The organism is Moritella marina ATCC 15381 (genome assembly GCF_008931805.1).
In the GTDB taxonomy this organism is placed as follows: Bacteria; Pseudomonadota; Gammaproteobacteria; order Enterobacterales; family Moritellaceae; genus Moritella; species Moritella marina.
The window spans coordinates 4,638,117-4,662,558 of record NZ_CP044399.1; the positions used below are offsets into that span (position 1 = coordinate 4,638,117).

The 24,442-nt window shown below is 41.6% G+C and carries 16 protein-coding genes; 14 read left to right on the top strand and 2 right to left on the bottom strand.

Annotated features, from left to right (window positions below; genetic code table 11):
• Positions 1-88: 88 nt before the first annotated feature.
• A complete protein-coding gene (locus FR932_RS21000; RefSeq protein ID WP_019443122.1) occupies positions 89-1,006 on the bottom strand; it encodes a manganese-dependent inorganic pyrophosphatase in 918 nt (305 codons plus the stop codon).
• Between the two features lie 317 nt (positions 1,007-1,323).
• Here FR932_RS21000 and dauA point away from each other — a divergent pair, with 317 nt between their 5' ends.
• The 7 genes from dauA (at position 1,324) to FR932_RS21570 (ending at position 13,564) form a co-directional block, all read left to right on the top strand.
• On the top strand, positions 1,324-3,048 hold the full coding sequence (gene dauA / locus FR932_RS21005; protein WP_019443121.1) for a C4-dicarboxylic acid transporter DauA: 1,725 nt from the start codon (positions 1,324-1,326) through the stop codon (positions 3,046-3,048).
• An 80-nt stretch (positions 3,049-3,128) separates the two neighbouring features.
• Entirely contained in the window at positions 3,129-4,715 is a 1,587-nt protein-coding gene (gene prfC / locus FR932_RS21010) for a peptide chain release factor 3 (RefSeq protein ID WP_019443120.1), read from the top strand.
• Between the two features lie 345 nt (positions 4,716-5,060).
• Positions 5,061-6,896: a DEAD/DEAH box helicase gene (locus FR932_RS21015; RefSeq protein WP_019443119.1), complete on the top strand. Its 1,836-nt coding sequence runs from the start codon at positions 5,061-5,063 to the stop codon at positions 6,894-6,896.
• A 166-nt stretch (positions 6,897-7,062) separates the two neighbouring features.
• Positions 7,063-9,129: a S9 family peptidase gene (locus FR932_RS21020; RefSeq protein ID WP_019443118.1), complete on the top strand. Its 2,067-nt coding sequence runs from the start codon at positions 7,063-7,065 to the stop codon at positions 9,127-9,129.
• A 261-nt stretch (positions 9,130-9,390) separates the two neighbouring features.
• Entirely contained in the window at positions 9,391-10,482 is a 1,092-nt protein-coding gene (locus FR932_RS21025; protein ID WP_019443117.1) for an efflux RND transporter periplasmic adaptor subunit, read from the top strand.
• A gap of 9 nt (positions 10,483-10,491) precedes the next feature.
• The gene (locus tag FR932_RS21565) at positions 10,492-12,012 is read left to right on the top strand and encodes an efflux RND transporter permease subunit (RefSeq protein ID WP_196805534.1); all 1,521 of its coding nucleotides are present in this window, start codon (positions 10,492-10,494) and stop codon (positions 12,010-12,012) included.
• Positions 11,948-13,564, top strand: coding sequence for an efflux RND transporter permease subunit (locus FR932_RS21570; protein WP_196805535.1), 1,617 nt, complete (start codon positions 11,948-11,950; stop codon positions 13,562-13,564). Before FR932_RS21565 ends, FR932_RS21570 begins: the two co-directional genes overlap by 65 nt.
• A 241-nt stretch (positions 13,565-13,805) precedes the next feature.
• On the opposite strand, the gene FR932_RS21035 is transcribed toward FR932_RS21570, so the two are convergent.
• Positions 13,806-14,837 (bottom strand): GGDEF domain-containing protein, encoded by a 1,032-nt coding sequence (locus tag FR932_RS21035; RefSeq protein WP_019443116.1) that lies wholly within the window; start codon positions 14,835-14,837, stop codon positions 13,806-13,808.
• 122 nt (positions 14,838-14,959) lie between these two features.
• On the opposite strand from FR932_RS21035, the gene FR932_RS21040 reads away from it, so the two are divergent.
• From FR932_RS21040 to deoD, 7 genes are all read left to right on the top strand, one after another.
• Positions 14,960-15,727, top strand: coding sequence for a TatD family hydrolase (locus FR932_RS21040; RefSeq protein WP_019443115.1), 768 nt, complete (start codon positions 14,960-14,962; stop codon positions 15,725-15,727).
• Positions 15,728-15,943: 216 nt separating this feature from the next.
• The gene (locus tag FR932_RS21045; protein WP_019443114.1) at positions 15,944-17,167 is read left to right on the top strand and encodes a NupC/NupG family nucleoside CNT transporter; all 1,224 of its coding nucleotides are present in this window, start codon (positions 15,944-15,946) and stop codon (positions 17,165-17,167) included.
• An 818-nt stretch (positions 17,168-17,985) separates the two neighbouring features.
• Entirely contained in the window at positions 17,986-19,209 is a 1,224-nt protein-coding gene (locus tag FR932_RS21050) for a NupC/NupG family nucleoside CNT transporter (RefSeq protein ID WP_019443113.1), read from the top strand.
• A gap of 726 nt (positions 19,210-19,935) precedes the next feature.
• Complete coding sequence (gene deoC, locus FR932_RS21055) at positions 19,936-20,709, top strand: deoxyribose-phosphate aldolase (RefSeq protein WP_019443112.1); 774 nt, start codon at positions 19,936-19,938, stop codon at positions 20,707-20,709.
• Between the two features lie 190 nt (positions 20,710-20,899).
• Positions 20,900-22,231 carry a thymidine phosphorylase gene (gene deoA / locus FR932_RS21060; RefSeq protein ID WP_026032266.1) on the top strand — a complete coding sequence of 444 codons (1,332 nt, stop codon included), beginning with the start codon at positions 20,900-20,902 and terminating at the stop codon, positions 22,229-22,231.
• A gap of 81 nt (positions 22,232-22,312) precedes the next feature.
• On the top strand, positions 22,313-23,527 hold the full coding sequence (locus tag FR932_RS21065; RefSeq protein ID WP_019443110.1) for a phosphopentomutase: 1,215 nt from the start codon (positions 22,313-22,315) through the stop codon (positions 23,525-23,527).
• Between the two features lie 100 nt (positions 23,528-23,627).
• Positions 23,628-24,341, top strand: a complete 714-nt coding sequence (gene deoD / locus FR932_RS21070; protein WP_019443109.1) for a purine-nucleoside phosphorylase — start codon at positions 23,628-23,630, stop codon at positions 24,339-24,341.
• Positions 24,342-24,442 lie beyond the last annotated feature (101 nt).

Sequence of the window (24,442 nt, forward strand, 5' to 3'; positions counted from 1 at the left end):
GCTCATTAGCTCCCTTTTTAGTATTCATACCCACAATCTTAGACTAGTAGTCTTTTATTCGAGGTAATAAGTAGTGGTCGATGACGACTTATTTAAACTGTGTTTGCAGTGGTGGTAATACTTGTTTTTTACGGCTCACAACATTTGGTAAGTCGATAAGTTCGCCTACAAATGTACCGCCTAGTGTTTCTGCGACTAATGCACTTTCTTCACTTTCGATTAAAGCGATAGAGTTCAGGTTAGTAATATCTGTTAATAAAACTAAGGCTGTGTGGTAACCAAATTCCGCTTTATACTTCACAAGTTCAGCTTGTAGCTCTTCTTTACGTGATAGTGCAGCATCGATGTTGGTGATCTCTACTTGTGCAATTGAGAAGTCTTTATCACCAATCGTGTAAACTTTAAGGTCACGTAAGATCAGTTCTTCAGAAGGCACTGCAGCGATATCTGATTTCGCTGCAAACTGTGCTGTAACGAATGCATCAATATCATCAACACCAGCAATTTTAGCCAGTTCGTGTGCTGCATCGATATCGATTTGTGTACATGTTGGTGAGTTGAAGTGCACTGTGTCACTCAAGATAGCACCTAACATCATAACCGCTACTTGCTGGTCAATTTCGATGTTATGGATCTTATACATGTGGTAAACAATCGTGTTTGAACAGCCACAAGGCCAGATCCAAGCTTCAAGTTGTTCGTCAGTTTCGAAATCACCTAGTTTGTGATGATCAACGATACCGCGAATTTTTGCTTGGCGAGCATCTTTTGGCGCTTGGTTGAAATCAGAGTAATCAATGATCCAAACTTCCTCACCAGCAATTGATGTACGAATTTCAGGGCACGCTAGACCAGCTTGTTCAAGCAGGAAAAGACCTTCAGCATTAGGTTCGCCTTGCATGATTGGTGTTACTGTTTTGCCATCGCGTTTTGTTAAAAATGCAGATAGAGAGATTGAGCCCGCTAAGCTGTCACAATCAGGGTTTGTGTGTCCTAGTACTAACATCATTGCTTCCAAATTAATTATAGGTTTATGGATTAACCGACATAATAGTGTTCTCGCTTAAGCTGTGCAACCTTATCTGGCCGATCTTGGCATTATTTCCGCGTATTATTTACGTTTTTCTATCGACTATTATTCATTATTTAAGTATAACATCGCATTTATAATGTGATCATAAGCACAAACTTAGACAATTAGTCGGTAATTCTGATATGAATCAAGCAAACGACTATTTTGTCGCTAAATGCGCTGACCTTGATTGTATCTGTTAGCAAGATGATTATAATTGCGTGATCTAATTAACACTTTAAGGCGGTATAATGCAGCAAAGGGCTCATCTTTTTTCGTTACGTATTGCGCATGCATTACGTGAGTCGGTTAGTCGCTCTGACTATACTAAGACTAAATTCGGAAAAGATTTATTAGCTGGTATCACCGTAGGTATCATTGCTATTCCTTTAGCCATGGCACTTGCTATCGCCAGTGGTGTTGCACCGCAATATGGACTTTATACTGTCATCATTGGTGGTATTGTCATCGCCATTTCCGGTGGTAGTCGCTATAGCATTTCAGGTCCAACGGCTGCTTTTGTTGTTATTTTGTATCCGATTGTCGAACAGTATGGTTTTGGTGGTTTACTGTTAGCCACAATGATGTCAGGTTTACTTTTGGTGAGTATGGCAGTGTTACGCTTAGGACGTTTTATTGAATACATTCCAGAGGCGGTTACTTTAGGCTTTACTGGTGGCATAGCCGTTGTTATTGCTACATTACAATTAAAAGATTTCTTTGCTTTGCCGATTGAAACATTACCAGATCATTACTGGGATAAATTGGCTGTATTGGTCAAGGCCCTACCGCAATTACATCTCCCCAGCTTTGCGGTTGCCTCTTTCACGCTGATGATTATGTTACTGTGGCCGAAATTAAAAACCGTCGTCCCTGCGCACTTACCGGCTATTATTTTTGGCAGTATATTTGCTGTTATATTAAATAATATGGGCTTGGATATTGCGACGATTGGCAGCCGCTTTCACTATTTATTACCTGATGGTAGCCAGGGTGCCGGGATCCCCCCGTACTTACCTACATTTGAATGGCCTTGGTTACAACCGGGTGTCAATGGACAGCCATTAAGATTAAGTTGGGAACTGGTGTCCGATCTATTACCTGCGGCATTTGCGATTGCGATGTTAGGCGCTATTGAATCATTGTTATGTGCGGTGGTGCTTGATGGTATGACTGGTAAACGGCATAGCGCCAATAGTGAATTGCTCGGTCAAGGGATCGGTAATATCGTGGTGCCCTTTTTTGGTGGTATTACTGCCACTGCTGCAATTGCACGTTCTGCTGCCAATGTGAAAGCGGGGGCTAAAACGCCAATATCCGCTGTTATTCATAGTTTAGTTGTCCTGGCTAGTTTAGTGTTATTGGCGCCATTATTAGCGTATTTACCTATGCCGTCGATGGCGGCTTTGTTACTCGTTGTTGCTTGGAATATGAGTGAAGCGGGTAAAGCTGTGCATTTATTAAAGACTGCGCCTAGAAGTGATCTTTGGGTGTTTGTGATTTGTTTTTCATTTACTATCCTATTCGATATGGTACTTGCCATCACTGCTGGTATGTTGTTGGCTGCTGTATTGTTTATGAAAGAAATCGCTGAAATGGTCAAAGTGACCGATATTACCAATAATAAACGTATTGTGACGGCTGATATTCCCGCGGGCTGGCGGGTATTTAAAATTAATGGGCCGTTATTTTTTGCGGCGGCGGATCGTGTCTTTTCAGAACTGGCGGACAAAACCAATGAGGTTGATGGCTTTGTCCTATATTTAGACGCAGTACCCTTACTTGACGCTGGCGGTTTAGCGGCTATGGAACAATTTATTAAACAGTGCCAAATTTATAATACCCAAGTTATATTCTGCGACCTGCAATTTCAGCCATTAAAAACCTTAGCGAGAGCGGGTGTAAAGCCTATTGGTGGTGTGACTTCTTTTAGTCCGACACTCCATGAAGCATTAACTGAAATTGGCAACTATTAATTGCAGCCCGACCTTGTGTCTGATCGTAATTTCAGCGAAAATAGCGCCCATTAGATTTAACCAAATGAGAAGACTCATTCATGTCAAATAGCCTTATTGAGCAAGAGGTGTCGAAAAGACGTACTTTTGCGATTATCTCGCATCCCGATGCTGGTAAAACAACGATTACCGAAAAAGTATTATTATTCGGGAACGCATTACAAAAAGCCGGTACTGTAAAAGGTAAAAAATCGGGTCAGCATGCTAAATCTGACTGGATGGAAATGGAAAAAGAACGTGGTATTTCGGTAACGACATCGGTAATGCAGTTTCCATACCGCGATAGCTTAGTAAACTTACTTGATACTCCTGGGCATGAAGATTTCTCGGAAGATACTTACCGTACGTTAACCGCTGTTGATTCTTGCCTTATGGTAATTGACTCTGCAAAAGGTGTTGAAGCACGTACTGTTAAGTTAATGGAAGTGACACGTTTACGTGATACGCCAATTATTACCTTCATGAATAAAATTGACCGTGATATCCGCGATCCAATTGATTTAATGGATGAAGTAGAAGACGTACTTAAGATCGCATGTGCACCGATTACATGGCCGATCGGTATGGGTAAAGAATTAAAGGGTGTTTACCACATTCTGCGTGATGAAGTGATCATGTATAACGTGGGTCAGGGTCATATGATCCAAGATAGTCGCGTGATTAAAGGTATTAACAACCCTGAGCTTGACGAAGCATTGGGTGATTATGCTCAAGAGCTACGTGATGATATGGAACTTGTTGAAGGTGCAGCAAACAAATTTGATTATGATTTGTTCATGGCCGGTGAGTTAACACCTGTATACTTCGGTACAGCACTGGGTAACTTTGGCGTTGATCATGTACTTGATGGTTTATGTGACTGGGCGCCAACGCCACAGTCACGTGTATCAGATTTACGTACTGTTGAACCACATGATGAAACATTTTCTGGTTTTGTATTTAAAATCCAAGCAAACATGGATCCAAAGCATCGTGACCGTATTGCCTTCATGCGTGTTTGTTCAGGCAAATACAGCAAAGGCATGAAAATGAAGCATGTTCGTTTGAATAAAGATGTCAGCATTTCTGATGCTGTCACCTTTATGGCCGGTGATCGTACACAAACTGAAGAAGCATATCCGGGTGATATTATTGGTTTACACAACCATGGTACGATCCAAATTGGTGATACCTTTACCCAAGGTGAATTACTTAAATTTACGGGTATTCCTAACTTTGCACCGGAAATGTTCCGTCGTATTCGTTTAAAAGATCCACTAAAGCAAAAGCAATTGCAAAAAGGTCTGATTCAATTATCTGAAGAAGGCGCAGTACAGGTATTCCGCCCGCAACGTTCAAACGATTTAATTGTTGGTGCCGTTGGTGTTCTACAGTTTGACGTTGTTGTACATCGTTTACGTACAGAATACAAAGTTGATGCTATTTATGAAGGTATCAGTGTTGCAACTGCACGTTGGGTTGAATGTGCAGACCCGCGTAAACTTGAAGAATTTAAAAAGAAAGCTTGGGATAATATTGCACTAGATGGTGGTGATAACTTAACGTATATCGCACCGACTATGGTTAATTTACGTCTTGCACAAGAACGTTACCCTGATGTTGTTTTCCGTGAGACTCGTGAGCACTAAACGATAAGTTTTATTGGAATCAATGAAAAGCCTTACCTCTTTCGGGGTGAGGTTTTTTTTTACGTGCAATTTACAATACTAATTCCCTTTCATTCGTAACTTTTAAGTTGTTGATTTTTATTTGTTCTTTTCAATGGTTTACTAGTTTTTTAGTTTTTATGTGATTTAGGTCGCATATATTCTGCTTTTAATTTTTAACTGTAGTATACTACGTCAGCCTTTTTATGTGGCTTCGCTCGCTAGAGAGTTTGAGCAAAAGACCACTAATTTTGCGCACGAAATACGATATGTGGAGCTATAATTGATATAGCTTTATTCAAAGACCCGTCTACCAGAGGCCCGTGAATGTCTGATACATCACCCGTACAATTTACTGATTTAAATTTACCTGAACCAATTTTAAAAGCGTTGAATGATCTAGGTTATGAAACACCTTCTCCAATTCAAGCTGAATGTATTCCGTTACTACAGGATGGTGGTGATGTGCTAGGTATGGCACAGACTGGTACGGGTAAAACAGCTGCGTTTGCATTACCATTATTGAGCCGTATTGATACTGCGTTATCAAAACCTCAAGTATTGGTTTTAGCGCCAACGCGTGAGCTAGCAATTCAAGTTGCTGAAGCATTCCAAGCATACTCACGTCACATGCGTGGATTCCATGTACTACCTATCTACGGTGGTCAAAGCTACCCAATTCAGTTGAAAGCACTGAAGCGTAACCCACAAGTTATCGTTGGTACTCCTGGTCGTGTAATCGATCACATCAACCGTGGTACGCTTGATCTTTCTGGTATTCAAGCACTTGTTCTTGATGAAGCAGATGAAATGCTACGCATGGGCTTTATTGATGATGTTGAATCAATTCTGTCTAAAACACCTGAAAAACGTCAAATGGCGTTATTCTCTGCAACTATGCCTGAAGAGATTCGTCGTATTACGAAACGCTTCATGACTGATCCAACATCAGTTAAAATTGCAACTAAAACATCAACTGTTGAAAACATTGAACAAAAATGTTTAATCATTGGTGGCTTACAAGCAAAACTTGACGGCTTAACTCGTATTCTTGAAACTGAAGACTACGATGGTGTGATCATCTTTGCTCGTACTAAAACGATGACTGTTGAGCTTGCTGAGAAATTAGAAGCACGCGGTTACTCTGCTGCTGCACTTAACGGTGACTTAAACCAAGCAATGCGTGAGCGCACTGTAAGCCGTTTGAAAAATGGTCAACTAGATATCGTTATTGCAACTGATGTTGCTGCTCGTGGTCTTGATGTGCCACGTATTGATTTAGTTATCAACTACGATATCCCAACTGATACAGAATCATATGTTCACCGTATTGGTCGTACAGGCCGTGCTGGACGTAAAGGTACTGCAATCTTATTTGCTGCACCACGCGAACGTCGTTTATTGAAAGCGATTGAACGTGCTACACGTCAGCCATTGAAGATGATGGATCTACCTTCACGTGATGATGTTACGAAAAAACGTATCGCATCTTTCCGTGACCAGTTATCTGTGCTTTCTTCTGGTGAAGAAAACCTAGATTTCTACAAAAACTTAGTTGGTCAACTTTCTGAAGAGCTAGAACTTAGCGAATTAGATCTTGCTTCTGCGTTATTGTTCATGGCACAGAAAGAAAAACCATTAGTATTACCTCCTGAAGCACCACGTCGTGAACGTAGCTTCCGTGAAGATGATCGTGGCGATCAACGTCGTGAACGTAACGACCGTGGCGAACGCCGTGATCGTGGCGACCGTCCAGAACGTGAACGTGGCGAGCGTCGTCCAACAGCTGAAATGGAAGTTTTCCGTATCGAAGTTGGCCGTTCTGATGGTGTTCAAGTTAAGAACATCGTTGGCGCTATTGCTAATGAAGCGAATATCAACAGCCGTAACATCGGTGGTATCCGTCTGCATGATGACTACTCAACGATTGAATTACCAAAAGGTATGCCAAGCGAGCAATTACAACAACTACAACAAGTTTATGTTTGCAATAAAGCATTACGCATGAGCAAACTTGAAGGTGTTGCAGCTGAAGGTCGTCAAGAGCGTAGCCGTCCAAGTGGTGATCGTCCTGCACGTGATAACGATCGCGGACATCGCGGTCAACGTCGTGAATCGACTGGTGGCGAAGAACGTCGTCCACGTCGTCCACGTCGTGACTAATTAGCTCGTTAACTATTAATTGTTAATAATTAAGTAAATAGTTAAGTAAATAGTTAAGTAAATAGTTAGATATATGAAAAGGAGCGCTTGCGCTCCTTTTTTGCATCTGGGATATTAGTATTAATCACACCTCTTCGTTAATCTTATAGGACATCTTCTTGTGAAAATGGATCTCTCGACTACTGCGCCCATTGCGATGAAGCAAGCGCACTCAATGACTATTCATCAACATACACGCCAAGATGATTATTTTTGGTTACGTGATGATGAACGTAAAAACACACAGGTTCTAAGTTATCTAGAGCAAGAAAATAACTATACCAAATCTGTGTTATCACCATTAGCCTCATTAGAAACCGAATTGTATGATGAGATGGTTGCACGGGTAAAACAGGAAGATGCATCAGTGCCTTATCTTAAAAAAGGCTATTGGTATAAAACGAGCTTTGCAGAAGGTAAAGAGTATCCGGTATATCACTGGCGCCAGGATCATGAAGAAGCAGCGTGGCTGGTATTACTTGATGCCAACGAACGTGCCAAAGATCACCAATATTATCAGTTAGGTGAACTAGCGATAAGCCCAAATCATCAGGTATTGGCTTTTTCTGAAGATACCGTTAGTCGACGTCAGTATCGTTTACGATTCCTTAATCTTGTGACTGGTGAGGCATATCCAGAAGAGATCGAAGATACTGAATCTGTGGTCTGGGCGAATGACAGCAAGACATTATTCTATGTAAAAAAACACCCGACTACGTTATTGCCTTATCAGGTTTATCGTCATCAATTGGGTACTGATATCAGTACTGATGTGCTGGTTTATGAAGAGTCCGACGACACTTTCTACACGGATATTTATAAGTCTACCTCAGATGAACATATCATGTTGTCGTTAACTAGCACCATGACGAGTGAAGTACATACCTTACCTGCGGATAAGCCGACAGAGGCGTTTACATTGTTACTTGCTCGTGAACGTGGCCATGAATACAGTGTCGACCATTATCGTCAGCAGTTCTACATTCAGACGAACAAAACGGGTAAGAACTTTGCTTTGATGACTGCCACATTAGTCACCATCGCTGATACTAACCAATGGCAAACTATTATTCCTGCACGTGATCATGTGCTATTAGAAAGTTATGAATTATTCCGTGATTGGCTCGTTGTTGAAGAGCGTGAACAAGGTTTAACTTTCTTACGTCAAATCAACTGGCAGACGAATGCTGATACGATCATTAAATTTGATGACCCGACCTACACGGCATGGTTAGGAACTAACCCAGATCCGGATACTGACAAATTACGTTACGGCTATTCAAGCTTAACAACGCCAACCTCAACTTATCAATTAAATTTGGATAGTGGTGAGCGGGAGATATTAAAACAGCAAACGGTGGTCGGTGATTTTTGCGCGCAAGACTATAAAAGTGAACGTGTTTGGATAGCGGCTGAAGATGGGGTTAAAGTGCCCGTCTCGTTAGTATATAAGAAGGCGTTATTTTCGAAAACCAACGCCAATCCAATATTACAATATGCATATGGTTCGTATGGTTCGAGCATTGACCCATATTTTAGTGCTTCATTATTGAGTCTACTCGATCGTGGCTTTGTCTATGCTATTGCCCATATACGTGGTGGCGAAGAGTTAGGTCGTGGTTGGTATGAAGACGGTAAACTATTGAAGAAAATGAATACCTTCACGGATTTCACCGCGGTTACCAAAGGTTTACTCGCACAAGGTTATGCGGATCCTAAACGTGTTTATGCGATGGGGGGATCTGCAGGCGGTTTATTGATGGGGACGGTGATAAATATTGCCCCTGAGTTATATCATGGTGTCGTTGCAGCCGTGCCTTTTGTTGATGTAGTTAGTACGATGCTCGATGAATCAATACCGCTGACAACGGGAGAATATGACGAGTGGGGTAATCCGAATGAAGCGGAATACTATCATTACATGTTGTCGTATAGCCCTTATGATCAAGTTGTGGCGCAAGCGTATCCGCACTTACTGGTCACCACGGGTCTGCATGACTCTCAAGTGCAATATTGGGAACCGGCTAAGTGGGTTGCTAAACTGCGTGACTTGAAAACGGATGATAATGTATTGCTGTTACATACTGATATGGAAACGGGGCACGGTGGTAAATCTGGACGCTTTGAGCATTATCATGACACCGCTAAAGAGTATGCTTTCATGCTGGATTTAGCTGAATCAACCAGACTATAAGGTTAATTTAGAGATAACTGAAAAATCAGATTCTATCAGGTTATAAAGTAATGTGGGCAAGTGATCGAAGCCGTTATTCCTGGTTTTGATACTTGCCCTTTGTGATCTCATCAAGGTATATTAGCTAATTGAAGATGGCTAAATAATTGAAAATAAACAACTATATTATATATCAGTTATTCATTCTATCTTAAATAAACAATTCCATTTTAAATAAAATAGTTTATTTAAACTGTTTAGGTATATCTCTGAGGTTGAATCATGTCTAAATTAACGTTGTTATTCACAGCTATATTCTTGTTATCCGGGTGCAGTAAAGCACCTGAAACAGCAACTGTTGAGTTACCTAAAGCAGTTAAATTCCAACGCGTGAGCGAATCAACCGGTTCTATCTATCGAGAAATATCGGGACAAATTCGCAGCGCAGAACAATCAAGTCTTAGCTTTCGGGTGAATGGTGTATTACAAGCTATCTATGTGAGTAAAGGGGATCTGGTCGTGACCGGACAGCCGCTCGCGCAACTCGATGATTCTGATTTCACTGTCGCATTAAATAAAACCCAAGCATCGTTAGGTTCTTCACGCGCCTCTGCAAAAGCAGCTAACGATCAATTACAACGGGCAACACGCTTACCTGAAGGGGTTATTTCTTTAGCTGAACTTGAGCAATTAGGCAATAACGCAGAAGCGGCGTTACAACAAGTGAAAGTGATTGAAGCTGATTTAGCCCGCTCTAAATTAGAATTACAGCGCACTATTTTACGCTCACCGTTTGATGGGCAAATTACAGCTGTGAGTGTGGATAATTTTTCCAAAGTATCGAATGGTCAAGAAGTCATTGAATTGATTGATGGTGATGCGTATGAAGTCGAAGTCTTACTGCCAGAGTCGATGATTGGTAATATTGATTACCAGCAAGCAGTGAGCGTTACTGTTTCAGCACTACAAGATAAAATGTTTGCTGGTGAAGTCAGTGAAATTGGCTCTCGCGTTGAAAACGGTAATGCATTTCCGGTGACTATTCGTTTAAATAAAAGCAGTGATAAATTACGTAATGGTATGTCAGGTTCGGTTAAGTTCACGGTTAATAATAGTCGTGTTGCTGCTTATTTAGTGCCATTAACAGCGTTAGACTTTACTCATTCGATGGCCGGTGAAGGTTCTCAAGATGCGTTGTTATATGTGATTAATGAACAGACCATGGTGTTAGAGCAGCGTAATGTAAAAGTGGGTCATATTCGTGCTAATAACATCGAAGTGTATACCGGTATTAATGAAAATGAAGCGATTGTGGTCGCGGGTATTCCATTTTTACGAGACGGCATGGCAGTTACGCTATGGCAAGTAAAGTAGGTATTTAACATGGATAAATTAACCCTATTTGCATTAAAAAATAATCGCTTTACGCAGTTATTATTAGTGCTAATCATTGTCATCGGCAGTGCGTCATTTTTTAATGCACCGAGTAAAGAAGATCCTGAAATATTGGTGAGAACGGCTGTCGTGGTTGCCCAGATCCCGGGCATGTCGCCAGAGCGTATTGAACGTCTGCTGACCAAACCGATTGAGCGAGAAGCCAAACAGATCCCTGAGGTCAGTGAGTTAAAATCGTTAGTGCGTACTGGTTATACGCAAATCAAAGTCACGGTTGCTGATGAACACTTTGACTTACAACCGATTTGGGACAACTTACGTAATCGTATGAAGGATCTGCAATCGTCATTACCCGAGGGCACAATTGGCCCTATGGTGAATGATGAATTCGGCAGAGTTGCTTCTGCCACGATAGCGCTTTATGGTGAGGATTACTCGTTACATGAATTGGATCTGGTTTCAGAATCGATTCAAGATCGTATTAGCGCGCTGGCAACGGTATCACAAGTTGATATTTACGGTGTGCAAGATGAGCGTATTTGGTTAGAGCCAGATACGGATGCCATGAGTCGATTAGGCGTTTCTCCAGGTCAACTTGTCGCGGCGCTACAAAATCAAAATATTGTCTTACCCGGTGGTAAAATAAATACTGGAAAGCTTGAGTTAACTATTGAGCCCAGTGGTAACTTCGAAGCCCTATCTGATATTGAAAATTTGGTGATATTAGAGCCTGAAAGCGGCCAGAATATTTACCTACGAGATTTACTGTCGGTACGTCGTGGTTATGTTGAACCGCAAAATACCCCGGTTTATTATAATGGTAAGCCGAGCATTATATTAGCGGTGTCCATGTTATCTGGCATCACCAGTGACAGTTTTGGCGTTGAGATCAGTGAATTTGTCGCTTTAGAGCAGCAGTTACTCCCTGCGGGATTACACTTTGAATTGGCGACCTTTCAGCCAGATAAAGTCGCGACGGCTATTTCATCAGCGACATCAAATCTATTCCAAACTGTGGCGATTGTATTAGCGGTGGTGATGCTATTTTTAGGTTTCCGTATGGGCATGATTGTCGGGACTATTGTGCCATTGACCATGATGCTGTCGTTTATCGGTATGCAAATATGGGACGTGTCCTTACAACGTATGTCTATCGCTGCCATCATTGTGTCGCTGGGTTTATTAGTTGATAACGGCATTGTGATTGCTGAAAATATTAATACCCGCATTATCCAAGGGATGAAACGTGAAGCGGCGGCTCTGGCTGCGAGTAAAACCTTGGCGATCCCGCTGTTAACGTCTTCATTAACGACAATTTTGGCCTTTATGCCATTGATGTTGGCGCAGGATGTTGCGGGTGAGTATCTACGTTCATTATCCCAAGTTATCATTATTGCATTGCTGTCATCTTGGTTACTGAGCCTGTTGGTTACACCGTTAATGTGTGTGGTTTTTCTCTGCGAAAGCGACGAAACAAACGGCTATGCCGCGTTGGGTGATCGTTGTTAATCAATGGTATGGCAGTGTCTTAAAGGTATTACTTAACTACCGCGTGAGTTTTATGACCACGATGGTAGTGTTATTGTTTGTCGCTGTTTACGGCTTTAAATTTATTACCGTACAGTTTATGCCGGGGTCAGAGCGTAATCAGTATCTAGTGTATTTGAACTTGCCTGCTGGTACCCCTACGGCGGAAACTGATAAGGTCACCCATCGCTTTTTAGCTTGGTTAAATGACGAGAAAGAAAATCCCGATGTCACCAGCCACATTGCCTATATTGGTGACGGTGGACCGCGTTTCTTCTTGGCTTTAGCGCCGGTTGATCGCGCATCAAATAAAGCCTTTGTGGTGGTGAATACCGGTGATCTTGACTCTGCGTTAGCGATGATAGAAAAAACCAATAATTATATTCAACAGCAATTACCTGAAGCAACAGGTCAAGCTAAACGCATGTGGTTAGGCGGCAGTGAGTTAGGGCTAGTTGAATATAAACTGCAAGGACCTGATGGCGAGCTATTACAGCAACGCGCGCAATTGTTAATGGCTGCTTTTGCCGATATTAATGGCGTTGTTGGTATTACCAATGATTGGGAAAATAATATCCCTAAGATCTTGGTCGAAGTGGATCAAGATCGCGCGCGTCGTGCTGGTATAAGCAGTCGTGATATTGCCCTGTCGCTAAATGGTTTCTTTGATGGCTATAAAGTGACGGATTACCGCGATGGTGATCGGGTTATTCCGGTGTTGATGCGGGGTAATCAATCACGTAATGACTTTGATAAACTACGCAGCGTGGAAGTGACATCAGGGCAAAATGGCGTAACCGTTCCTTTGATCCAGGTGGCTAATTTTGGTGGTGAGAGTGAACCTGCGATCATTCGTCGAGAAGACCAGCAACGTACGTTAATTATCAGTGCGAAGCATCGTCAGTTGCAAGCAAGTGAACTGCATAAGCTCATGCAACCGACATTAGCGCAGCTTAATTTACCGCCGGGTTATCGTCTACGTTTAGGAGGGGAATTACGTGGTGCGGATGAAGCGAGCAGCGCGTTATTTGCTTATATGCCACATTGTTTTGCCTTGATCGCTTTATTGTTGGTATTACAGCTAAACTCATTCCGCCGTCCAGCGGTGATCTTAATGACGATCCCATTGTCCTTGATTGGCGCGGTATTTGGATTAACTGTCACGGGGGCCTATTTTACTTTCCCGGCGATGTTAGGCATGTTTAGTTTAGCGGGGGTTATTATTAATAATGGCATTGTGCTTATCGATCAGATTGAGGCTAACCGTAAAGCTGATATGCTGGTTAACGAGGCGTTAATTGAAGCGGGTAAAGCACGTCTAAGACCTATTTTAATGACCACCTTGACGACGATCCTCGGCCTTATACCATTGGCGATTTGGGGTGGTGAATTCTGGTATTCGATGGCGATCGTGATGATTTTTGGTATGGCAGTTGGGACAGTATTAACTTTAGGTGTTGTACCTGTGTTGTATAGCTTGTTCTATCGTTCGCAAGATATTAAACATCAAGCGAAGAGGGTGACTAATTTATAAGTTTATACAACGGAGCATGATTACTGATTACTGATTACTGATTACTGATTACTGATTACTGATTACTGATTACTGATTAGTGCTTAATGCTTAGCGGTGAGCAATTAAGTAGTCTAAATAATATTACTCCAGCAAACCACTCAAGACATCCATGTTCGCTTAGACAAGGTTATTTATGGCCTTGTCTGTTTGCGATAGCAATAATATTTTACTGCTCCGAGGTTTATAGGAATTGGTACCATTAGCGCGGCATTGGCATGACTCGATTACGACCAAGGCGTTTCGCTTCATAGAGCTGTAGGTCCGCGCGGGTTAGAATGTCACTGCTGCTATCACGGGGGGTATTTTCACTCACGCCGATAGACACGGTAATATTATCGATTCGCTTACCCGAGCGTTTATCACGAATGCTTAAACGCTCGATTGCACGGCGAATTGACTCGGCATTTTGACGGGCGATAGTGAATGTTTTGTTCGGTAAAATAAGGACAAATTCTTCACCGCCATAACGAAATACTTGTTCACCTTCTTGGCAGCTATCGGCGATACGCTTGGCAATGACTTTCAATACTTGATCGCCGAGCTGGTGACCAAAATCATCATTAAATGCTTTGAAATTATCAATATCAATCATCAAAATTGAAAAGTTTCGACTCAAGCTGGGGTTACTACAAAAGGTTTCAATTTCTTTATTGAATACCCGACGATTGAGCAAGCCAGTTAAAGCATCATGCATTGCATCATGTTGAGTTTCTGATAAAGTCTCACGTAATTGCGCTATTTCAGCTTGGGCTTCATGTAATTGACTTTTGAAGTGGCGTGTTGATGAACGCACATCATGAGATTCTTTCACTAGTTCTCGTACTGCAGAAAGGGTTTTCTCAATCGAAAAGCCATCAGCTTCGACGTCGGATAATTCGTTCAAGCATTTATTCAACATCCGATCAAATTCATTGGTATCGTTAAGCGTATCGTGTAATGAGCTGCTTAAGTCATTGGTCATGGTGTCGAGTTCACTGCGTAGTTGCGTTATTTCTTGTTCGCGTTTATCGACAATAAAACGTTGGTAAAGCTCTTCGGTGGCCGCTGGAGTACACGTTCCGTGTTGCGCTATTCTGTCATCGAGCTGTTTTTGTAATGCACTATTATTGTCTGATACATAGTGATACCACAGCGCGTAATTGGTTGGCGTTGTCGGAATTTGATATTTGATCATCAGCGGCATGGCTTTTTTTAAATATTGAGCCGATAAAGCAAAGAGTTTTTTAGACATGCACCATTCCATAACGGTTATTCATTAATGATTAAGCCTGCTATTAAATCAAATTATGCTGCAACTTACACTATCTCTTTATTTCAGCCTCTCTATGAGGTCTTTAAAAACCGGAGTATTTCGTGATTGAACTTGTCGACAGCCATTGCCATTTAGATTTTTCAGACTTTGATCTTGACCGTATCGATGTATTGGCTCGGGCGAAAGCCAAAGGGGTCGAGCATTTTTTAGTACCGGGTATTGGTGCCCACAATTGGCAATCGGTATTGGCGCTAGCAAATCAGCATACTGGCGTTTATGCAGCACTGGGTATTCACCCTTATTTTTTAGCCAACTTTGATCACAGCCATTTAGTGTTACTGGATGAATATTTAGCAACGGAAAAAGGGGTTGTTGCTGTCGGGGAGTTTGGGCTAGATAAAATTGTCGACTTCCCATTCGAGCAACAATTGCATATTTGTAAGCAGCAACTATTGCTAGCCAAGCAATATGATTTACCGGTTATTTTGCATTGCCGTAAAGCCCACAATGAATTAATTCAGTTACTGCAACAAGTGAAATTACCTCGGGGCGGTGTGATCCATGGTTTTAGTGGCAGCAAGCAGTTGGCGATGCAATATATCAAGTTAGGCTTTAAACTCGGTATTGGTGGGGTTATCACTTACCCAAGGGCGGAAAAAACGCGGCAAGCAGTCAGTGAATTACCTTTAGCGGCATTATTATTAGAAACAGACTCGCCAGATATGCCTATAAAGGGCTATCAAGGGGGGCGTAATGAACCTGCGAACATTACAGAAGTGTTACAAGAGCTCGCTAAACTAAGACCCGAGTCAGAAAAAGTAATTGCAAAAACCAATTTGAGTTCATTTATTGAGCTGTTTTTGTCCTAATTGAATACATTTGCGAATAAATTGAACTTTTTAGAAACTTTTTTGAGAGGTCTGATCTCAAGCACTTAACAAGTGGCTAATAACAGTTATAATCGCGCCAATTGTTATAATCAATGATTAAATCGTAAATTTACTATTTATTACACTTTAATGGACTATTTTGATTATGGCGCAACTAAAAAACACTTCTGAAGCGAAACTTGGAGATTATTCCTGATGAATTTTGTAATGGGTATTGTAGGCGTTTTCGTTCTACTTGGTTTAGCAGTACTGTTATCGGATAACAGAAAAGCGATTAACCTTCGCACTGTTGGTGGCGCTTTTGCTATCCAGGTTGCTGTTGGTGCGTTCATTTTATACTTCCCTCCGGGTAAAGAATTACTGCAAGGTCTTTCTACTGGTGTAGCAAACGTAATTGCTTATGGTAATGAAGGTATTCAATTCTTATTTGGCGACTTAGCGAAATTCAAAGTTGGTTTCATCTTTGCGATTAACGTATTGCCAGTAATCGTGTTCTTCTCATCATTAATCGCTGTTTTATACTACATCGGTGTCATGAGCGTTGTTATTAACTTTATTGGTGGTGGCTTACAGAAACTATTAGGCACGAGTCGTGCTGAATCACTTTCTGCAACTGCAAATATCTTTGTTGGTCAAACTGAAGCACCACTTGTTGTGCGTCCGTTTATTAAATCAATGACTAAATCAGAGCTATTTGCTGTGATGGTTGGTGGTCTTGCGTCTATCGCTGGTTCTGTTCTAGCTGGTTACGCTGGTCTTGGTATTAAAATTGAGTACTTGGTTGCTGCGTCATTCATGGCTGCACCGGGTGGTCTATTAATGGCTAAAATCATTAAACCTGAAACTGAAACGCCAAAAGTAACACTTGATGATCTTGACGACAGTGAAGACGAAAAACCAGCAAACGTATTAGATGCGGCTGCTGCGGGTGCTTCTTCAGGTATGATGCTAGCACTTAACGTTGGTGCAATGTTAATTGCATTCGTTGGTCTGATCGCATTAGCGAATGGTATCACGGGTGGTATCGGTGCTTGGTTCGATATGCCTGAACTAACTATCCAAATGATCTTAGGTTGGGTATTCTCACCACTGGCATTCGTAATCGGTGTGCCATGGCACGAAGCGGTTGCTGCTGGTAGCTTCATTGGTCAAAAATTAGTTGTGAATGAATTTGTTGCTTTCTTAGATTTCGTTAGCTACATCAAAAACAACGAACTTTCTGAGCACACACAAATCATCATCTCGTTTGCATTATGTGGTTTTGCTAACTTCTCATCTATTGCGATTCTATTAGGTGGTTTAGGTAGCTTGGCACCAACACGCCGCGCAGACATTGCAAGTATGGGTATGAAAGCGGTTCTTGCTGCTTCTCTAGCTAACTTAATGAGTGCTGCATTAGCGGGTCTATTCCTAGCTTAGTATTGAGCTAAAATAGCGATAATGTATTAACCGTTATCATGGCGGTTATAAAATAGATAATGCCCACAAATTGTATAACACAGTTTGTGGGCATTTTTTTATCTACATAACTCTCGGTGTAACTCTTGGTGTCATTCTCGGCATCGTTACCGGTATCGTTATTGCCTAAAAAACAAGAAATAGAATATTTACTCACTCCCTCTATCTAATCTCGATATTTAGACTTATCTATTTGCTCGGAGTGCGATCTGAGTCGGTTTTGAGAGCATTTACAGCTTGATTTACTGGTCACTGAGCGTACCCTTAACTAGGTAATAAAGACCGTTTGTACATGATGTACTTTTGGTGTTTTTCGTTAAATAGTACGGACTCTTTAACTTCAATTTAGAAGGGTAGATAAGTGCTATTAGCGCGGTTATAAGGATGTTAATTGATGGTTAGGCCCAAGTAACTTGGGTATATATCAAGTCTTCAAGGAACCAAGTCCGCATAGTTATTCTTCATGGATATTTATCTTAAAGATAGTTATGTTGATAGTGAGATTAATGCTTCTTTTACTCTAAGTATTCGTCATTTATATGTCATCTATTTATCTTCGTACGAGATCTATTTACCTTAGATTGCAACCGTGCGTCGGTATTTCTTTATTTGAATTTATCCAGAATAGCTACCGCAAGTCATTAACGATTAACTATGCGCAATCACGCTAGTTATAACGTGTTAATGACAGTGATTTAACTATTGTTTTATAACAAATTCAATAAATGGTTTATAAATATTGGCTTATAAAAAGTCAATAAATCTGGAGACGATTCTTGATGAATTTTGTAATGGGTATTGTAGGCGTTTTCGCGCTACTCGGTTTAGCGCTGCTATTATCGGACAACAGAAAAGCAATTAACTTACGCACTGTGGGTGGCGCATTCGCTATTCAGGTTATTATTGGCGCGTTCATTTTATATTTCCCTCCCGGTAAAGAGTTGCTGCAAAGTCTTTCTACTGGCGTTGCAAACGTCATTGCTTATGGTAATGAGGGCATTCAATTCTTATTTGGTGATTTGGCCAGATTCAAAGTCGGCTTTATTTTCGCGATCAACGTATTGCCGGTGATCGTATTCTTCTCATCATTGATTGCCGTTTTATACTATCTCGGCATCATGAGTGTGGTGATTAACTTTATCGGTGGTGGTTTACAGAAGTTATTAGGTACTAGTCGTGCGGAATCACTCTCTGCGACAGCGAACATTTTTGTTGGCCAAACTGAAGCCCCACTTGTCGTACGTCCATTTATTAAATCAATGACAAAATCAGAATTATTCGCTGTAATGGTGGGTGGTCTTGCTTCTATCGCTGGTTCTGTACTCGCGGGTTACGCAGGTCTTGGTATTAAAATTGAATACCTAGTTGCAGCGTCATTTATGGCGGCGCCGGGTGGTCTATTAATGGCTAAAATTATTAAGCCAGAAACTGAAACGCCTAAAGTATCACTTGATGATCTTGAGGACGATAATGATGATAAGCCAGTAAACGTCCTTGACGCCGCAGCTGCGGGTGCGTCTTCAGGTATGATGTTAGCGCTTAACGTCGGTGCAATGTTAATTGCATTCGTTGGTCTGATTGCTTTAGCCAATGGTATCACGGGTGGTATCGGTGCTTGGTTTGATATGCCTGAGCTGACCATTCAAATGATCTTAGGTTGGATGTTCTCGCCATTGGCATTTGTGATTGGCGTGCCGTGGCACGAAGCGGTTGCCGCGGGTAGTTTCATTGGTCAAAAACTAGTAGTGAATGAGTTTGTGGCTTTCCTTGATTTCGTTAGCTACATTAAAAATAACGAACTCTCTGAACATACGCAAATCATCATTTCTTTCGCGCTGTGTGGCTTTGCTAACTTTTCATCTATTGCTATTTTGCTCGGTGGTTTAGGTAGCTTAGCGCCGTCACGTCGTGCTGACATTGCCAGTATGGGGATGAAAGCGGTATTAGCGGCTTCTTTAGCTAACTTAATGAGTGCAACCTTGGCTGGTTTATTTTTAGGTTAGTGATATAGCGGCTAGTAATATAGAGGTTAGTTATGTTGCGGTCTAGTCACCGTGACATAAGATCGTAAGGTATTGCTCCGCAGTGTTTATAAGCCATGTTTAATAGCCATGTTTAATAAATAGTGCGGAGCGTTTTTGAGTTAAATAATACGCTTACATAGACATACATTTAATATGTTGTTTTATTGCTGTTTAATTGCGCATAGTGAGAAGTACGACAGTTATAGCGGCATTTATAGCTTGATTTCTTTGTCACTTAGCGTAACTTTAACACTGTAGTTTAAACCAATTGCACATGAAGTACTTTTGGTGTTTTTCGTTAAATACTACGTCCCTTGCGCCTTTAAGTTTCAGCTTAAAATATAGCGCTGGTTCGTTGTATTAGCGCGGTTATAGGGATATTAATTGATAGTCATATCAAGTCTTCACGGAACCAAGTCCGCATAGTTATTCTTCAGGGATATTTGTCTTAAAGATAGTTATGTTGATAGTTAAACAATGCCATATTAAGAACAGTATGAATGCTGTTATTAATCAGTATTTGTTATTTATACGTCATCTATTTTACCTGAACGTGATTGTTTAAGGTAAACACGTCTTTATTTTACTCATCCAGAATAACTACCGGTAGTAATGTCGATTAATCATGATGAATGACTCATTACTACGTTTTCACTATTGGTTTTTTTACATACTATATTTTTAAATATAATTCGGAGACTTAATATGAGTAACTTTAAAGTAGCAGCGCAACGTGCATTAAATATGATGGACCTAACAACACTTAATGATGATGATACAGATGCGAAAGTAATTGAGCTGTGCCATAAAGCGAAAAGTGCTGCCGGTAATACTGCTGCTGTTTGTATTTACCCTCGCTTTGTTCCTATCGCCCGTAAAACATTGAATGCAATCGGCGCTGAAACAGTAAAAATCGCCACTGTAACGAATTTCCCACACGGTAATGATGATGTTGCTATCGCAGTAGCTGAAACAAAAGCGGCTGTTGCCTACGGCGCAGATGAAGTTGACGTGGTGTTCCCATACCGCGCACTGATGGCTGGCAATGCGGAAGTTGGTTTCGAATTAGTGCAAGCATGTAAAGCTGCATGTCCTGCTAACGTGAAACTTAAAGTGATCGTTGAAACTGGCGAACTGAAAACAGAAGCATTGATCCGTCAAGCGAGCGAAATTTCAATTGATGCAGGTGCTGACTTCATTAAAACATCAACAGGTAAAGTGCCTGTTAATGCCACGCTAGAATTCGCTAAAATCATGCTTACCGTGATCAGCGAGAAAAACACCGCAGTTGGTTTCAAACCCGCTGGTGGCGTTAAAAATGCTGAGCAAGCAGGTGAATACCTTGCATTAGCTGAATCAATTCTAGGTAAAGACTGGGTTTCTCCAGCAAAATTCCGTTTCGGTGCGTCAAGTCTACTGGCTAACTTATTAGCAGAACTTGAGTTAGCTGAAAAGCCTGCAGATAGCAGCGGTTACTAATTATCTAACTCTCTGGTTCGATAGAGCAATATCCACAAACAAAATATTTTGTATTGATTAGGTTACATGTTGATCATAACGACAGACTTAATCAATCCGATATGTGCTTATTCGATCCTCATTTTCTGTATTTAAACGAAGCGTTTCCCGTTTTAAGGCCTCGCTTTTCTGATTCAAGGAGTAGATGATTATGTTTATACCGCAAGAAATCATTCGCCGTAAACGTAATGGTGAAGAATTAAGTCGTGCTGAAATAGCATATTTTGTTAATGGTATTGCTGATAACAGCATTTCCGAAGGCCAAATTGCTGCCTTTGCAATGGCTACGTATTTTAATGATATGACCATGCCTGAACGTATTGCCATCACAACGGCGATGCGTGATTCGGGTGATGTCCTAAATTGGGATGCGATGCAACTCAATGGCCCTATCGTTGATAAACATTCAACCGGTGGTGTCGGTGATGTTATTTCACTGATGCTTGGTCCTATGGTTGCTGCATGTGGTGGTTTTGTCCCTATGATCTCTGGCCGCGGCTTGGGTCATACTGGTGGCACATTAGATAAATTGGATGCTATTCCAGGTTACCAAACCACCGTTGATAATGCGCAATTCCGTCAAGTGGTTAAAGACAGCGGTGTGGCGATTGTGGGTCAATCTGCCAATCTAGCACCTGCTGATAAACGTTTTTATGGTGTTCGTGATATTACTGCGACAGTTGAATCAATTTCACTCATTACTGCTTCTATCTTATCGAAAAAATTAGCGGCTGGTCTTGATGCGCTTGTGATGGATGTGAAATCGGGTAGTGGTGCATTCATGCCAACCCATGAACAATCTGTTGAATTAGCGAAAAGCATTGTGTCTGTTGCTAATGGCGCAGGCTGTAAAACATCAGCACTGATCACGGATATGAACCAAGTATTAGCCAGCAGTGCCGGTAATGCCGTGGAAGTACGTGAAGCAGTACGTTTTTTAACGGGTGAATACCGTAATCCACGTTTACTTGCAGTGACGATGGCGTTATGCGTGGAAATGCTAGTATCGGCAAACTTAGCGACAGATACTGATGATGCCCGCCATAAATTACAAGCCGTACTTGATAACGGTAAAGCGGCGGAATTATTCGGCATCATGGTCACAGGTTTGGGCGGTCCAGCAGATTTTGTTGACAACTATGACCTACACTTACCAAAAACTGACATCATTCGTCCGGTATTTGCGCCACAAACAGGTTTCTTGACTACCATGGATACCCGTGGTTTTGGTATGGCGGTTGTTGCGATGGGCGGTGGTCGTCGTGTTGCTACCGACCAAATTGATTATGCCGTTGGTTTATCTAACATTGCCGCGCTAGGTCAGAAACTAGATGCACACACACCAGTGGCAATGGTACATGCGCGTAGTGAAGCACAGTTTGATGCTGCACAAGCTGAGATCTTGAATGCAATTCACATCGGCGATACGCAACCTGCAGCAAGCGCAGATGTTTATCAACAAATTCGACTTTCTGATGTCTAACGTTTAGTCGCGTTTTTAGTTAATCATTTTTACTATAAATAATAGACATCGATAAATAGAATTAAAAAATAGGTCAGAATTATGAAACGTACAATTATATTAATGTTGGATTCATTGGGCATTGGTGCTTCGGCCGATGCGGATAAATTTGGTGATGTAGGCAGCAATACTTTCGGGCATATCGCCCAGTGGTGTGCTGAAGGGAAAGCAGATATCGGTCGTGAAGGCCCGCTACATATCCCGAACTTAACCAAACTTGGTCTTGCGCATGCATGTGCTGACAGCGTGGGTTCGTTCCCAGCAGGTTTGGATGAAAATGCTGAAGTGATTGGCGCATACGGTTATGCTCAAGAGCTATCAACGGGTAAAGATACCCCGAGTGGGCATTGGGAAATTGCTGGCGTACCAGTACTGTTTGATTGGGGTTATTTCGCTGATCTGGAAAACAGCTTCCCACAAGAATTATTGGATCAATTAGTAGAACAAGCAGACTTACCAGGGTATTTAGGTAACTGTCATTCTTCTGGTACTGAGATCTTAGACTTGATGGGCGAGGAGCACATGGCTTCTGGCAAACCCATTTTCTATACCTCAGCTGACAGTGTATTCCAAATTGCTTGTCATGAAGAAAGCTTTGGTTTAGAGCGCTTGTTGAAGTTATGTGAATTAGCCCGTGAATTATTAGAACCGTACAATATTGGTCGTGTTATTGCGCGTCCATTTATCGGTAATGATAAGAGTGATTTTGCCCGTACTGGTAACCGTCGTGATTATTCACTGCTACCACCGGCTCCAACATTACTCGATCGCATGGCTGAGTCCGGCGGTGAAGTAGTGAGTGTCGGTAAAATTGCGGATATCTATGCACAACAAGGTATTACCAAGAAAGTCAAAGCGACAGGCCTTGAAGCATTATTTGATCTGACGTTAGAACAAGTTAAACAAGCGGGTGATCAGACGATCGTATTCACTAACTTTGTTGATTTTGATTCTTCATGGGGTCATCGTCGTGATGTTGCTGGTTATGCGAAAGGACTCGAGTATTTCGATACGCGTTTACCTGAGCTGCTAGCAATATTAGATGAAGGTGATGTTGTGGTGTTAACAGCCGATCATGGTTGTGACCCAACTGCACCAGGCACAGATCATACCCGTGAACACATTCCAGTGCTCTTTTATGGCCACAATGTGCCTAAAGGACCATTAGGTTTACGTGATACGTTTGCTGATATCGGTCAGTCAATTGCGGCTTACCATGGTCTGCCAAAACTAGAATACGGTACCAGCTTTTTATAAAAGCACGCATTACCAAATAAATAGTACGTAATAAATACTAAACAATCATGCTCAGCTACAGAATGCTGGGCACAACCAAAACATAAAAGGTAACAATATAATGGCTACTCCACATATCAATGCTGAACAAGGTGATTTCGCTGAAACGGTACTATTCCCAGGTGATCCACTACGCGCTAAATACATCGCAGAAACATTTTTAGAAGACGTTAAACAAGTGAATGACGTGCGTAACATGTTCGGTTTCACTGGTACTTACAAAGGTACACGTGTTTCTGTAATGGGTTCAGGTATGGGTATCCCATCTTGTTCTATCTATGCAAAAGAGCTAATCACTGAATACGGTGTTAAAAACCTTATTCGTGTTGGTAGCTGTGGCGCGATCAGCACTGACGTTAAAGTGCGTGATGTTGTGATCGGCATGGGTGCATGTACTGACTCTGCTGTTAACCGTGCACGTTTCGACGGTTATGATTTCGCTGCTATTGCATCATGGGAACTACTAAGCAAAGTAACACGCGCTGCAAAAGCATGTGGCATCGATGCGAAAGTAGGTAACATCTTCTCTGCAGATTTATTCTATACACCGAAACCAGAACTATTCGATACGATGGAAAAACTAGGTGTACTAGGCGTAGAAATGGAAGCGGCTGGTCTATACGGCGTTGCCGCTGAATTTGGCGCGAATGCTATCTGTATCTGTACTGTATCTGATCACATCCGTACGGGTGAAGTAACGACTGCAGAAGAACGTCAATTAACGTTCAATGACATGATCGTAATGGCATTAGAGTCTGTGTTAATTAAAGACTAATAGTTAATAGTTAAGAAAGACCCCCTCCCAACCTCCCCCTAAAGTTAAGGGGAGGAGCAAAGAAAGAGCAAGAGCAAAGACTTCGTTGCTTATTGAGTTTA

What these genes read in the sequence shown, in the direction of transcription:
- FR932_RS21050 (WP_019443113.1), top strand. Translation starts at nt 17,986, where the DNA reads ATGAATTTTGTAATGGGTATTGTAGGCGTTTTCGCGCTACTCGGTTTA.
- FR932_RS21565 (WP_196805534.1), top strand. Translation starts at nt 10,492, where the DNA reads ATGGATAAATTAACCCTATTTGCATTAAAAAATAATCGCTTTACGCAG.
- dauA (WP_019443121.1), top strand. Translation starts at nt 1,324, where the DNA reads ATGCAGCAAAGGGCTCATCTTTTTTCGTTACGTATTGCGCATGCATTA.
- FR932_RS21065 (WP_019443110.1), top strand. Translation starts at nt 22,313, where the DNA reads ATGAAACGTACAATTATATTAATGTTGGATTCATTGGGCATTGGTGCT.
- deoD (WP_019443109.1), top strand. Translation starts at nt 23,628, where the DNA reads ATGGCTACTCCACATATCAATGCTGAACAAGGTGATTTCGCTGAAACG.
- FR932_RS21000 (WP_019443122.1), bottom strand. Translation starts at nt 1,006, where the DNA reads ATGTTAGTACTAGGACACACAAACCCTGATTGTGACAGCTTAGCGGGC.
- FR932_RS21045 (WP_019443114.1), top strand. Translation starts at nt 15,944, where the DNA reads ATGAATTTTGTAATGGGTATTGTAGGCGTTTTCGTTCTACTTGGTTTA.
- prfC (WP_019443120.1), top strand. Translation starts at nt 3,129, where the DNA reads ATGTCAAATAGCCTTATTGAGCAAGAGGTGTCGAAAAGACGTACTTTT.
- FR932_RS21015 (WP_019443119.1), top strand. Translation starts at nt 5,061, where the DNA reads ATGTCTGATACATCACCCGTACAATTTACTGATTTAAATTTACCTGAA.
- FR932_RS21025 (WP_019443117.1), top strand. Translation starts at nt 9,391, where the DNA reads ATGTCTAAATTAACGTTGTTATTCACAGCTATATTCTTGTTATCCGGG.
- deoC (WP_019443112.1), top strand. Translation starts at nt 19,936, where the DNA reads ATGAGTAACTTTAAAGTAGCAGCGCAACGTGCATTAAATATGATGGAC.
- FR932_RS21020 (WP_019443118.1), top strand. Translation starts at nt 7,063, where the DNA reads ATGGATCTCTCGACTACTGCGCCCATTGCGATGAAGCAAGCGCACTCA.
- deoA (WP_026032266.1), top strand. Translation starts at nt 20,900, where the DNA reads ATGTTTATACCGCAAGAAATCATTCGCCGTAAACGTAATGGTGAAGAA.
- FR932_RS21035 (WP_019443116.1), bottom strand. Translation starts at nt 14,837, where the DNA reads ATGTCTAAAAAACTCTTTGCTTTATCGGCTCAATATTTAAAAAAAGCC.